At 35.1% G+C, this 12582-nt stretch carries 15 protein-coding genes; all 15 read left to right on the top strand.

Annotated elements, in window-relative coordinates:
* The first annotated feature begins 5 nt into the window (after nt 1-5).
* The 15 genes from mnmG to CJ229_RS06150 all read left to right on the top strand — a co-directional run bounded on the left by mnmG (nt 6) and on the right by CJ229_RS06150 (nt 12576).
* Nucleotides 6-1886 carry a tRNA uridine-5-carboxymethylaminomethyl(34) synthesis enzyme MnmG gene (gene mnmG, locus CJ229_RS06220; protein WP_070709155.1) on the top strand — a complete coding sequence of 627 codons (1881 nt, stop codon included), beginning with the start codon at nt 6-8 and terminating at the stop codon, nt 1884-1886.
* Nucleotides 1887-1928: 42 nt separating this feature from the next.
* Nucleotides 1929-2645: a 16S rRNA (guanine(527)-N(7))-methyltransferase RsmG gene (gene rsmG / locus CJ229_RS06215; protein ID WP_070709158.1), complete on the top strand. Its 717-nt coding sequence runs from the start codon at nt 1929-1931 to the stop codon at nt 2643-2645.
* A gap of 13 nt (nt 2646-2658) precedes the next feature.
* On the top strand, nt 2659-3468 hold the full coding sequence (locus CJ229_RS06210) for a ParB/RepB/Spo0J family partition protein (RefSeq protein ID WP_068129056.1): 810 nt from the start codon (nt 2659-2661) through the stop codon (nt 3466-3468).
* Nucleotides 3469-3481: 13 nt separating this feature from the next.
* The gene (locus CJ229_RS06205) at nt 3482-4270 is read left to right on the top strand and encodes a ParB/RepB/Spo0J family partition protein (RefSeq protein ID WP_102167060.1); all 789 of its coding nucleotides are present in this window, start codon (nt 3482-3484) and stop codon (nt 4268-4270) included.
* Complete coding sequence (locus CJ229_RS06200; protein ID WP_102167059.1) at nt 4271-5200, top strand: mechanosensitive ion channel family protein; 930 nt, start codon at nt 4271-4273, stop codon at nt 5198-5200.
* A 12-nt stretch (nt 5201-5212) separates the two neighbouring features.
* Complete coding sequence (locus CJ229_RS06195) at nt 5213-5398, top strand: DUF951 domain-containing protein (RefSeq protein WP_068129053.1); 186 nt, start codon at nt 5213-5215, stop codon at nt 5396-5398.
* Nucleotides 5399-5415: 17 nt separating this feature from the next.
* The gene (gene ychF / locus CJ229_RS06190; RefSeq protein ID WP_068129051.1) at nt 5416-6516 is read left to right on the top strand and encodes a redox-regulated ATPase YchF; all 1101 of its coding nucleotides are present in this window, start codon (nt 5416-5418) and stop codon (nt 6514-6516) included.
* A gap of 328 nt (nt 6517-6844) precedes the next feature.
* Nucleotides 6845-7138, top strand: a complete 294-nt coding sequence (locus CJ229_RS06185; RefSeq protein WP_317846532.1) for a hypothetical protein — start codon at nt 6845-6847, stop codon at nt 7136-7138.
* 145 nt (nt 7139-7283) lie between these two features.
* Complete coding sequence (gene rpsF, locus CJ229_RS06180) at nt 7284-7589, top strand: 30S ribosomal protein S6 (protein ID WP_102167058.1); 306 nt, start codon at nt 7284-7286, stop codon at nt 7587-7589.
* Between the two features lie 24 nt (nt 7590-7613).
* Nucleotides 7614-8090 (top strand): single-stranded DNA-binding protein, encoded by a 477-nt coding sequence (ssb, locus tag CJ229_RS06175; protein WP_068129049.1) that lies wholly within the window; start codon nt 7614-7616, stop codon nt 8088-8090.
* A gap of 180 nt (nt 8091-8270) precedes the next feature.
* The gene (modA, locus tag CJ229_RS06170) at nt 8271-9116 is read left to right on the top strand and encodes a molybdate ABC transporter substrate-binding protein (RefSeq protein WP_102167057.1); all 846 of its coding nucleotides are present in this window, start codon (nt 8271-8273) and stop codon (nt 9114-9116) included.
* A complete protein-coding gene (gene modA, locus CJ229_RS06165) occupies nt 9117-9878 on the top strand; it encodes a molybdate ABC transporter substrate-binding protein (protein ID WP_102167056.1) in 762 nt (253 codons plus the stop codon).
* 7 nt (nt 9879-9885) lie between these two features.
* Nucleotides 9886-10551, top strand: a complete 666-nt coding sequence (gene modB, locus CJ229_RS06160; protein WP_083286855.1) for a molybdate ABC transporter permease subunit — start codon at nt 9886-9888, stop codon at nt 10549-10551.
* Nucleotides 10552-10686: 135 nt separating this feature from the next.
* Entirely contained in the window at nt 10687-10926 is a 240-nt protein-coding gene (rpsR, locus tag CJ229_RS06155; RefSeq protein ID WP_040928931.1) for a 30S ribosomal protein S18, read from the top strand.
* A gap of 126 nt (nt 10927-11052) precedes the next feature.
* The gene (locus CJ229_RS06150) at nt 11053-12576 is read left to right on the top strand and encodes an AbgT family transporter (protein ID WP_068129043.1); all 1524 of its coding nucleotides are present in this window, start codon (nt 11053-11055) and stop codon (nt 12574-12576) included.
* Nucleotides 12577-12582: the final 6 nt, after the last annotated feature.

Here is a 12582-nt window from a genome sequence, read left to right as displayed (position 1 = left end):
AAATTATGGAGCATAATAAATACGATTGTATCGTCGTCGGTGCAGGACATGCGGGTATTGAAGCGGGACTTGCAACGGCTCGTAAAGGGTTAAAAACTTTAATGCTGACAATCAACCTAGATAATATTGCGTTTATGCCATGCAACCCGTCAGTAGGGGGTCCAGCTAAAGGTATCGTCGTAAGAGAAGTGGATGCTCTTGGCGGAGAAATGGCAAAAGTTGTCGATAAAACAAATATTCAAATGCGTATGTTAAATACGGGTAAAGGACCTGCAGTTCGTGCATTACGCGCACAAGCAGATAAATTAGATTATCAAAAAGTGATGAAGCAAGTATTAGAAGATGAAGAAAATCTAGATATCCTTCAAGCGATGGTCGATGCTTTAATTATCGAAGATGATGTCGTAAAAGGTGTCCGCACTAATATTAACACTGAATATTATAGTGATGCAGTGATTATCACGACAGGTACATTTTTACGTGGAGAAATTATTTTAGGAAACTTAAAATATTCTTCAGGACCAAACCATCAAATGCCTTCATTAAAACTTGCAGATCAATTAAAAGAACTAGGATTTGAAATCGTTCGTTTTAAAACAGGTACACCGCCACGCGTGAATTCAGACTCAATCGATTACGAGGAAACTGAAATTCAACCTGGTGACGATGTACCACGTGCATTTAGTTATGACACAACAGAATTTAATATGAATCAACTCCCATGTTGGCTGACTCACACGAATGAATTTACACACGAAATTATAAACGATAACTTACATCTTTCAGCAATGTATTCTGGACTTATCGAAGGTACAGGGCCGAGATATTGTCCATCTATCGAAGATAAAATCGTCCGATTCAACGATAAACCACGTCACCAAATATTCTTAGAGCCTGAAGGTAGACATACAAAAGAAGTCTATGTACAAGGGTTATCTACGAGTATGCCAGAACATGTACAACAAGAAATGTTAAAGACAATTCATGGACTTAAAAATGCACGTATGATGCGTACAGGTTACGCAATTGAATACGATGCGGTCGTACCGACACAATTATGGCCAACACTTGAAACTAAAAAAATAGAAAATTTATTTACAGCAGGACAAATTAATGGAACAAGTGGTTATGAGGAAGCGGCTGCACAAGGTATTATCGCGGGTATTAACGCAGCAAACAAATTACTTGGTAAAGAACCATTAATTTTAAGTCGTACAGATGCGTATATCGGTGTGTTAATCGATGACCTAGTAACAAAAGGAACAGAGGAACCATATAGATTATTAACGTCTCGTGCAGAACACCGTTTAATTTTACGTCACGACAATGCAGATTTACGATTAACTGATATTGGATATCGTGAAGGACTTATATCAGAAGAGCGTTATGAGAGATTCCAAAGTAAAAAAGCAAGAATTGAAAATGAACTTGAAAGACTCGAATCGATTCGTATTAAACCAAATGAACATACGCAGTCTATTATTGAAAATAAAGGTGGATCTCGATTAAAAGACGGCATTCTCGCTAGAGATTTACTGCGTCGTCCAGAAATGAATTACGATGATATTATGGAAATTCTAAACGAAGAATCCGTACTTTCACCTGAAGAGAAAGAACAAATTGAAATTCAAATTAAATACGATGGCTATATTAAAAAATCTTTAACGCAAGTTGAAAAAATGAAGCGTATGGAAAGTAAACGTATTCCAGATAATATCGACTACGATCAAATTCATTCACTTGCGTCAGAAGCGCGCGATAAGTTAAAAGAAGTAAGACCGTTAGATCTCGCACAAGCGTCTAGAATTTCTGGCGTTAACCCAGCAGATATTTCTATCTTACTCGTTTATATCGAACAAGGGAAAATAGCGAAAATACAAGATTAAAGGCTTATTTAAGCCTTTTTTCTTAAATTCAGAGGGATAATGATGACAAGAGAAGAGTTTATAAGTTATTTAAAAGACGAAGGTATTGAAGTGACAGATTATCAGCTCGAACAATTCGATATATACTTTAAAATGTTAGTCGAATGGAACGAAAAAATGAATTTAACAGCAATTACAGATGAAGAAGAAGTGTATGAAAAACATTTCTATGACTCAATTACGCCGTTATTTTTCTTAGATATCGAAGAAGGTACATCAATTTGTGATGTTGGTGCAGGTGCAGGGTTCCCCTCATTACCGATGAAAATCATTCGTCCAGATTTAAAAATAACGATTGTCGATTCATTAAAAAAGCGTATTACTTTTTTAAATGAATTAACAGCAAACTTAAAATTAGATAAAATTACATTAGTACATGACCGTGCAGAAACATTCGGTCAACATGGTCAACGACATATGTTTGATATCGTAACAGCACGTGCAGTTGCACGCTTAAATGTATTACTAGAATTATGTTTACCACTCGTTCGTACAGGTGGGCGTTTAATCGTATTAAAAGGTCAAAAGGCAGAAGAAGAATTAAGAGAAGCGGAATTTGCTTTAGAATTACTTGGTGGAGAATTGAGTCAAGTGTTCTCGTTATCATTACCACATGAAAATAGCGAGCGTTATATTATCGAATTCGATAAAAAACGAAAAACTCCGAGAGATTTCCCGAGAAAACCAGGTACACCGAATAAAAAACCATTAGTAAAGTAAAGGAGGAATCACGTTGAAAAAGCCATTTTCAAAGTTATTTAATCTACTCGATAAAACGGATCGTCACGTTGAAGATAAGATTGAAAAAATACCGGTTGAAAAAATCGTACCGAACAGATTCCAGCCGAGAAAAGTATTTGATAACAAATCGATCAAAGAACTTGCCGATTCTATTGAAGTTCATGGTCTACTTCAACCGATTACGTTACGACCAATCGAAGAAGGTATGTATGAAATTATCGCAGGCGAACGCCGTTTTAGAGCAATAAAATCATTACATTTTGAAAATGTCGAATCGATTATTCGCTATTTTACAGATCAAGAAGCAGCAGTTATAGCGATTATTGAAAATATTCAACGTGAAGACTTATCTCCTTACGAAGAAGCACTTGCATATAAAGACTTATTATCTATGGATGACATTACACAAAAGGATCTCGCGCATTCACTTGGAAAAAGTCAGTCCTTTATCGCGAATAAATTACGATTATTAAAGCTATCATCACCCGTTATAACGGCGTTACAAAATAATGATATAAGTGAAAGACACGCGAGGGCAATGCTTTCTTTAGATAACGCTATGCAGTACGAAGTGTTAGAAAAAGTAAAAGACAAAGATTTAACCGTTAAAGATACCGAGCAGCTCGTTAAAAACCGTTTGAAACAAAAAGAAACGCAAATTAACTTTAATGATGACATGACATTTCTCATGAATGATTTAGATAATGAAATTCAAAAAATTAAACGTCACGGTCATGAAGTGTTATGTGAAAAAACAGAAGATGAAGATACGTATATCATTAATATAAAAATTAAAAAGTAGGAGAGATGCAGAAATGAGTCGTATAGAAAGTATTCGTGTTTCTGACATCAAACCGAATCCATATCAGCCGAGACTGCATTTTGACGAAAAAGAGTTAAATGCATTAAAAGTTTCTATACAAGAAAACGGACTACTTCAACCGATTATTGTGCGTCAAACTGTTATCGGGTATACGTTAATTGCTGGAGAGAGAAGATGGCGTGCGTTTAAAGCGTTAAACTTAGAAACTATCGATGCGATTGTCAAAGAAATGTCAGATGAAGAAATGATGACATATGCGATAATTGAAAACTTACAACGTGAAGATTTAGATCCATTTGAGGAAGCGATGAGTTACAAAAAATATATGGAAACGTTGAATCTCAATCAATCAGAAACGGCTAAAAAGCTTGGTAAATCGAGATCATATATCGCGAACATGATTCGTTTATTAAATTTACCTCATTCAGTAATACAACTTATACAAGATGGTAAACTAACAACAGCACACGGACGAACATTACTCAGTTTAAAAAATCAGTTACATATTGAAGAAATCGCTAAACGAATTGTCGATGAAAAGTGGAATGTTCGTGAGACAGAACGTTTTGTACGTAAATTCGAAGCAACTAAAAAAGCCGAAAAGAAATATGTCGAAAAACCCGCACCAATCGCACGTGTTGAACAGTCCTTAAAACGACGGTTAGGTACGGATGTTGATATTAAACAAGTCGGCAAAAAGGGACAAATTGTTTTATCTTTTACGAGTGTTGAAGAGTACAAGCGACTCGTCAAATTACTGAGTGAAATAGGAGAGGATTAAATGATTCTAAACTGGCTAACGTTGATGGCAGTCGAAGCGATCGATACACCATTAGATACGAGTTTTTTAGATACGATATGGAAAAAAATCACATCTGTAGAACTATGGGTTAACGTTGGAGAACGTGTATTATGGTCAATTTTTATAGTCATTTTAGGGATGATTATTATAAAAATTGTCAATCGGATTATCGAAAATTTCTTACTAAAAAAAATATCGCTACGTCCTGGTAAAGCACAAATTAGTTTAAAGCGTAATAAAACACTTCTAAGTATGTTACAAAATAGCGTGACGGTATTTGGATGGTTCGTTATTGTCGTGACAATATTAGAAATATTTAACATACCTGTTGGAACACTGCTCGCTGGGGCAGGGATTGCTGGTTTAGCAATCGGTTTTGGTGCACAAAGTTTAGTTAAAGATATGATTACTGGGTTCTTTATCATTTTAGAAAATCAGTTCGACAAAGGTGACTTTGTTAAATTTACTAATCAAGGATCACCAATTGCAGAAGGACAAGTCGTATACCTCGGACTGAGAAGTTCGAAAGTTTTAGGTTATAACTCTGAAATGTATATGGTGCCAAATGGTACAATAGGAGAAGTTGTGAATTTTTCTAAAGAAAATTCGATTGCGTTTTTAGAGTTTTACTTACCGATTGACACAGATATTAGTCGAATTGAAAGATTATTAAGTGTATATGTTGAAGAAAATTGGCAGAAAAACGAAAGTATCGTAGAACCACCACAATTACTCGGTGTTCAAGATTTCATTAGTGGTCAATTACAATATAGAATTATGTTTATTACGCGTCCAATGGAACAATTCCAGGTGCTACGTGATTATCGTAAAAATATTCAAACACTTCTTAAAAACAACGAAATTATTCTCGGTGTTCCATCTGTAGAATTTAATGAAGAAAAGAAGTAAAGAGGTAAATATATGAGTAAAGAATTCCAGCTTGGCAGTATTGTTGAGATGAAAAAACCACATCCATGTGGAAATAATGAATTTAAAGTCACGCGTCTTGGTGCAGATATCAAAATTAAATGTACAGCGTGTGATCGTACGATTATGTTACCGAGACCAGAGTTTATAAAACGTATAAAGCATGTCAAACAATTTTAATTTGAGGAGAGAAAATAATGGCATTAACAGCAGGAATCGTCGGATTACCAAACGTTGGTAAATCTACTTTATTTAACGCAATTACTAAGGCAGGGGCACTTGCTGCGAACTATCCATTCGCAACAATCGACCCAAACGTCGGAATCGTAGACGTACCAGATGAAAGACTTGATAAGTTAACTGAAATCGTCGTACCAAAAAAGACAGTCCCAACAGCATTTGAATTTACAGATATCGCAGGTATCGTAAAAGGTGCATCAAAAGGGGAAGGTTTAGGTAACAAATTCTTATCTCACATCCGTGAGGTAGATGCAATTTGTCAGGTTGTTCGTGCATTCGATGACGACAACATTACACACGTTTCAGGTAGAGTCGATCCAATTGATGACATCGAAGTAATTAATATGGAGTTAATTTTTGCTGACTTAGAAAGCATCGAAAGACGCTTACCACGTGTTGAAAAAATGGCACGTCAAAAAGATAAGGACGCAATGTTTGAAACAGATGTATTAACTAAAATTAAAGTCGCACTTGAAGAAAACAAACCAGTACGCTCAGTTTCACTGACAGCTGAAGAAAAAGCAGTTGTAAAACATTTAAACTTCTTAACACAAAAGCCAATTATATACGTGGCAAACGTTGCTGAAGATGAATTAGCTGATTTAGAAAACAACGAATATTTAAAGAAAATCATCGATTACGCAAAAGCGGAAGATGCACAAGTTGTACCAGTATCTGCGCGTGTCGAAGAAGAAATGGCAGTACTCGACGATGAAGATAAAAACGAATTTTTAGAAGCACTCGGACTTGAAGAATCAGGACTTGATAAATTAATTCGTCAAACATACGACTTATTAGGACTTGCGACATACTTCACAGCGGGCGTTCAAGAAGTACGCGCATGGACGTTTAAAAAAGGGATGACTGCACCAGAATGTGCTGGAATTATCCATACAGATTTCCAAAAAGGATTTATCCGTGCGGAAGTAATGAGTTACGATGATCTCGTAGAACTAGGAAGTGAAGCGGCTGTAAAAGAAGCGGGTAAATCACGATTAGAAGGAAAAGATTATATTATGCAAGACGGAGACGTCGTGCACTTTAGATTTAACGTATAAACACTAGTCAATAACTGCATCACTAAATGATGCAGTTTTTAATTTATTAATTTTAAATGTAGGTTTATAATAATTATAAATTTATAGAGGGGTTACTAGATGAATACACCATTTAACATTGATTCTTAGTCAAACCAACATTAGTCCTTACCTGCATGCAAGAAAAACAAATAGAGTAAGATTCGATTTTGATTGTGTAAATGAATATATTTTTAACTTTATTATAAGTTTATTTAAAGAAGATGAATCCTTTCATATCTTTTATCTAGACAGTTACTCAATTAATGGATTATCACGAGAAATATTAAATTTAAAATTAAAAAGTTATATGGATGCGTTTAAGAATAAACATGATTTTAAACTAAAACAAGTGAACTATACAGAAGAGGACGACTTAATTGAATATATTTTTGCTGAAATTAAAAATGTAAGTCCTGAGGTAATTCGTTATTATTATCAATATATGAAATCATTAGATGCTGAAGATAATTATCTTTATTTTTATAATAAAAATTTCATTGTTTATATAACTACAGATGTATTGGATGTTGTGAGTAGTGATAAGGAATTTATTAAACGTATAAAACATTCAATTATTTCATATGATAAATATTATGAGTGATTTAATAGTTAAATATAAAAGAATATCTCACATTAACAATTGTATTTCGTAAACCTAACTGGTATAATATCTGATTGTGAGTAATGAAAATTATTCCTTGCCAAAACGAATGTTTTGGCCGCAAAGTCCATAAGGAGGTGTAAAGATGAAAAGAGCATACGAGATTTTATATATCGTACGTCCGGATTTAGAAGAAGATGCAGTAAAACAACTCGTTGAGTGTTTTGACGAAGTGCTTACTTCTAACGGTGCTGAAATCATCGAATCTAAAGAGTGGGGTAAACGTCGTTTAGCTTACGAAATCGAAGACTACAAAGACGGTTTATACCAAATTATTAAATTAGATGCAGAAGATTCAAAAGCAGTTGACGAGTTTGACCGTCTTGCTAAAATCAGCAACGACATCATTCGTCACATCGTAGTTCGCGACGAAGAACGCGAAGAAAAGTAATGAATAGAAAATGGAGATGATTACATGCTGAATCGTGTCGTTTTAGTTGGCCGTCTCACAAGAGATCCTGAACTCCGCGCTGGTCAAAGTGGTGTACAAGTAGGTAACTTTACCTTAGCAGTCAACAGACCATTTACTGACAGAAACGGAGAACGTGGTGCTGACTTTATCAACTGTGTTGTATTTAGAAAACAAGCAGAAAACGTTAAAAACTACGTTCAAAAAGGTAGTTTAGTAGGCGTTGATGGAAGACTCCAATCACGTAGCTACGAAAACAAAGAAGGCCAAAGAGTATATGTTACAGAAGTAGTATGTGACAGTGTTCAGTTCTTAGAACCGAAAAATCGACAAAACAGCAGTAATCAGGCAAGTCATGCGGCAGAAAGTTATTCTGAGCCGTATAACAGCGGAAATCAATCTTACGGTTCACGTCCACCTGAGAATCCATTTGCGAATTCTACAGGAAACGTAGACATTAGTGAAGACGATTTACCGTTCTAACATAGAGAATTTAATTTTATAACTACGAATTGTATGTGTATTAGTAGTGTTAAAACTGAAATCAATGTGTGGATTTCGGTGTGTGCAAACCGAGACAATCGTCTCGGTTTATTTTTTTACATAAGTTATTTTAAAATATTTATATAGTGTGTTTAATGCTATTTTTTAAGGAGTTTAGTTATGAGTTTTATAAATAAAAGACAGTCGATCATACTATTTGTACTTATGTCGGTGACATTTGTATTGGTCGCATGTCAAAATAATTCATCTTCAAATAAAGAGGAGCCGCCGAGTAAAGACAAAACGGTAGAAGAAAAAGAAGAAGAAAAAGTAAAAACGATAGAACCAGAAGTTGTAACGATATATGTACGTGAAAACTTACAAGAACCATTTGAGGAAATTGCGAAAAACTTCCAAGAAAGTCATGAAGACATCATTCTCGACGTTAAATATTTAAAAAATGATGAAATGATTGATGAAACAATCAATAATGATAAAAATGCAATTGTATTTACAACAGAAGATATTGTAAATGAAATGATTGATGAAAAATTAATCGAACATAAAGACACTGGTGTTGGCATGATGGATGAGCTTGTATTATTTACAAAAGTAGATTCACCAGATATTCAAAAGACATCAGATATCGATGAAGATACGCGTATTGCTATCTTAAACCCTGAGCTTTATGAAGAGGGTGAGTTGAGCAAAAAAGTATTTGAAGACGATGAATTTAAAGATGTAAGCACGACAGACAATCTAATTCTCGGCGATAGTGTAGACGATGTAAAACAAGACATTGCAAATAACAATGCATCTGTTGGAGTCTTATATCTATCAGAAGTTGAAACAGATGAAGATTATCATGTCCTGAAACGATTACCACGTAACATTGTTGAACCGTATATCTACAAAGTAGGAATTATAAAAAAGGAAGAGCTCGAGAGTAGCACACGAACTGTTTATAGTTACCTATTATCAAACGATAGTTTAGATGTATTCTCTGAGTATGGGTATATTATTTAAATGAAAAGAATACTATTCTTAATCTCACTTATTTTTGTATTAGTATTAACTGCTTGTAGTAATGATTCAAAACAAGAAAGTAAAAAAGAGACAAAAGCAGAAACGATTACAGTATCTGCAGCAGCAAGTTTACAAGATGCGCTAAATGAAGTAATCGAAGAGTACAACAAAGAAAGTGACGTAAAAATCGATGTCAACTATGGTGGTTCAGGCGCGTTACGTGAACAGATTTTAAAAGGTGCACCAGTTGATCTATTTATTTCAGCGTCACAAGATGATTTTAAACAAGTCGATGACGAAGGGTTAATTTTTGAAAAGAAAGATTACCTTGAAAACAAACTCGTTTTAATTCGTCCTGAAGACGGTACTGTAAATTCAATTGATGATTTAAAATACGTATCACAAATCGCAATTGGTGAGGTAGAAACAGTACCAGCAGGAAAGTATGCAAAAGAAGCGTTCACATCTCTTAATTTGTTTGATGAATTAGAGAGTAAATTTATATATGCAAGTGATGTACGTGCAGTACTCACTTACGTTGCTCAAGGTGAAGTAGACGCTGGGGTTGTTTATGAAACAGATGCTGAAACTGAAAAAGACAAAGTCGATATCGTCGATGAATTTGGTAGCGACACACATAAACCGATCATTTATCCGATTGGGACACTAAGTGAGTCTGAATCAGTAAAGGAATTTTATGATTTCTTAAATAGTGACGCTGTATTAGATATCTTTAAAAAGTACGGTTTTACTGTAGAGTAGGGTTTATATGAATATTACTGATATGGCCTTTTGGACCCCGGTAATTTTATCGCTAAAAGTGGCGTCAGTTGCACTTATACTTGCATTTATATTTGGTGTACTTGCAGCGCGTCTCATGACGAAGTATCAATTTAAAGGTAAAGTCGTTTTAGAAACGATACTCATGTTGCCAATTGTACTTCCACCAACAGTAGTTGGATTTATACTCATTATCGTATTTGGTAAAAAGTCGTATATCGGTCAGCTGATACATATGATTTTTGATCACGGAGTACTCTTTACGATATATGCAGCAATTATCGCGAGTACGGTTGTTGCATTCCCTTTAATGTATCAATCGGCGAAAAATGGTTTTTTATCAATCGACCAACATATTATTGAAGCGGCACGTGTTGATGGGAATTCAGAAGCACGTATATTTTTTAAAATAATTATCCCGCTGTCAAAAAATTTACTCATTACAGGTGCGATGTTAAGTTTCGCACGTGCACTCGGTGAATTCGGAGCGACGTTAATGTTTGCAGGTAATATCCCTGGTAAAACACAAACGTTACCTACAGCAGTATACTCAGCGATTCAATCTGGTAACATGACACTCGCTTGGATGTGGGTGATTTCCATTATTACAATTAGTTTTGTAATGATGCTATTTATCCGCGTAAAAGAAAATTGACATTAAAAATTAAACACTATATAATAGTAAAGCACATAAAAACACACTACTATACACGTTTTGAATATGTAGTTATAGATACGAATATCGATCACACACATCGATAGTGAATCTATAATCAAGAGGAGGATTACTATGGCAGGTCCAAGAAGAGGCGGTCGTCGTCGTAGAAAAGTTTGCTACTTTACTGCAAACGGAATTACGCACATCGACTATAAAGAAGTAGATCTTCTGAAAAAATTCATTTCAGAACGTGGTAAAATTTTACCAAGACGTGTTACAGGTACTTCAGCGAAGTATCAACGTCAGTTAACAACTGCAATTAAACGTGCACGTCACATGGGATTACTTCCTTTCATTAAAGAAGAAGCTTAATCTTAACACCCTCACTGTACTAGAGGTTACAGCGAGGGTATTTTTTTCTGTTTTATTTTGAAAACGATTGCTTTATAGGCTAAAAATATTTTATGATTACTATAACTATAAGTGGAGGTGTATTCCATGGAAAACACGAAGAAAAGTCTATTTCAAAGAACGTTAGACGTGATTGAAAAAATTGGATCACGTTTACCGGATCCCTTTGTACTATTTTTAATATTTGCAGTCTTAATAGTTGTTATATCAGTTATTGCAACAAGTCTTGGTGCATCAACAGTACACCCTTCAACAGGTGAAGTTGTTGAAGTTAAAAGTTTACTGTCACGTGAGGGTATTGAATTTATATTAACTGAGACAGTGACGAACTTTACAGGATTCGCACCACTTGGTCTTGTTTTAGCGATGATGCTCGGTGTCGGACTTGTAGAAAAAGTCGGATTTTTTGATTATGTAATTAGAAAAACATTACTTAAAGCACCACCATTTATACTTACGTATACAGTTGTGTTTGTTGGTATTATGGGGAACATTGCGTCAGATGCTTCCGCAGTTATCATTCCACCACTCGCTGCGCTCGTGTTCTATAAAGTAGGTCGTCACCCACTTGCTGGTCTTGCAGCAGGTTTCGCGGGTGCAGGTGCCGGATTTACAGCGAACTTATTAGTCGCGGGTACAGACGTATTACTTTCTGGTATTTCTACAGAAGCGGCGAGAATTATTGATCCAGAATTTGTAGTGACTCCATTAGATAACTACTTCTTTAACGTAGTATCAGTATTTATGCTAACGATTATCGGTGGGTTAATTACAACAAGATTCATTGAGCCAAGACTCGGTACATATGAAGGTGCAGTAGAAGATGAAGAAGAAACTGAAGTTCAAAATGGTGGACGCGGTGTGTTATTAGCGGTAATCGCATCAGTTATTTACTGGGGACTTATCGTTGGTGGATTCTTCTTACCAAACTCATATTTAGCAGGAGAAGACGGTGGATTTTTAAATTCTCCATTATTAAAAGGAATTGTACCTGTTATTTTAGTATGGTTCATGATTGTTGGTGTGACGTTTGGCTTTACGACAAAAGTGTTAAAGACTTCAACAGATGTCACTAATAAAATGGCGGAAGCGATAAAAGATATGGCACCTTATATCGTATTAGTGTTTGCGATTGCTCAGTTCATCGCGTACTTTAACTGGTCTAACTTAGCAATTTGGTTAGCAGTAAACGGTGCAGCATTCTTTGAAAGTATCCAATTCACAGGTATTCCGCTAATTATTCTATATGTCATATTTACTGGTTTATTAAACTTCTTAATTACTTCAGGATCAGCAAAATGGGCATTAGAAGCACCGGTATTTATACCGATGTTTATGCAACTCGGTTATGACCCAGCATTTGTACAAGCAGCATACAGAATCGCAGACTCTAGTATGAACATCGTAACACCACTGTATCCTTTAATGATTGTTATTATTTCATTTATGAGACGTTACGATAAAAATTCAAATATTGGAACATATATGTCATTAATGATTCCATACGCATTCTCATTCTTATTTGCATGGATCATATTACTATTAGTGTTCTACTATACAGGCCTGCCACTCGGACCAGGTGCATATACGTTATTAGAATCTAGAGGATAGAAGGGA

This window comes from Nosocomiicoccus massiliensis (genome assembly GCF_002871345.2).
GTDB lineage: Bacteria > Bacillota > Bacilli > Staphylococcales > Salinicoccaceae > Nosocomiicoccus > Nosocomiicoccus ampullae_A.
The sequence above is the reverse complement of the archived record's forward strand: the minus strand, read 5'-3'. Positions and strand labels throughout refer to the sequence as shown.

What these genes read in the sequence shown, in the direction of transcription:
- mnmG (WP_070709155.1), top strand. Translation starts at nt 6, where the DNA reads ATGGAGCATAATAAATACGATTGTATCGTCGTCGGTGCAGGACATGCG.
- rsmG (WP_070709158.1), top strand. Translation starts at nt 1,929, where the DNA reads ATGACAAGAGAAGAGTTTATAAGTTATTTAAAAGACGAAGGTATTGAA.
- CJ229_RS06205 (WP_102167060.1), top strand. Translation starts at nt 3,482, where the DNA reads ATGAGTCGTATAGAAAGTATTCGTGTTTCTGACATCAAACCGAATCCA.
- CJ229_RS06200 (WP_102167059.1), top strand. Translation starts at nt 4,271, where the DNA reads ATGATTCTAAACTGGCTAACGTTGATGGCAGTCGAAGCGATCGATACA.
- CJ229_RS06195 (WP_068129053.1), top strand. Translation starts at nt 5,213, where the DNA reads ATGAGTAAAGAATTCCAGCTTGGCAGTATTGTTGAGATGAAAAAACCA.
- ychF (WP_068129051.1), top strand. Translation starts at nt 5,416, where the DNA reads ATGGCATTAACAGCAGGAATCGTCGGATTACCAAACGTTGGTAAATCT.
- CJ229_RS06185 (WP_317846532.1), top strand. Translation starts at nt 6,845, where the DNA reads ATGGATGCGTTTAAGAATAAACATGATTTTAAACTAAAACAAGTGAAC.
- rpsF (WP_102167058.1), top strand. Translation starts at nt 7,284, where the DNA reads ATGAAAAGAGCATACGAGATTTTATATATCGTACGTCCGGATTTAGAA.
- ssb (WP_068129049.1), top strand. Translation starts at nt 7,614, where the DNA reads ATGCTGAATCGTGTCGTTTTAGTTGGCCGTCTCACAAGAGATCCTGAA.
- modA (WP_102167057.1), top strand. Translation starts at nt 8,271, where the DNA reads ATGAGTTTTATAAATAAAAGACAGTCGATCATACTATTTGTACTTATG.
- modA (WP_102167056.1), top strand. Translation starts at nt 9,117, where the DNA reads ATGAAAAGAATACTATTCTTAATCTCACTTATTTTTGTATTAGTATTA.
- modB (WP_083286855.1), top strand. Translation starts at nt 9,886, where the DNA reads ATGAATATTACTGATATGGCCTTTTGGACCCCGGTAATTTTATCGCTA.
- rpsR (WP_040928931.1), top strand. Translation starts at nt 10,687, where the DNA reads ATGGCAGGTCCAAGAAGAGGCGGTCGTCGTCGTAGAAAAGTTTGCTAC.
- CJ229_RS06150 (WP_068129043.1), top strand. Translation starts at nt 11,053, where the DNA reads ATGGAAAACACGAAGAAAAGTCTATTTCAAAGAACGTTAGACGTGATT.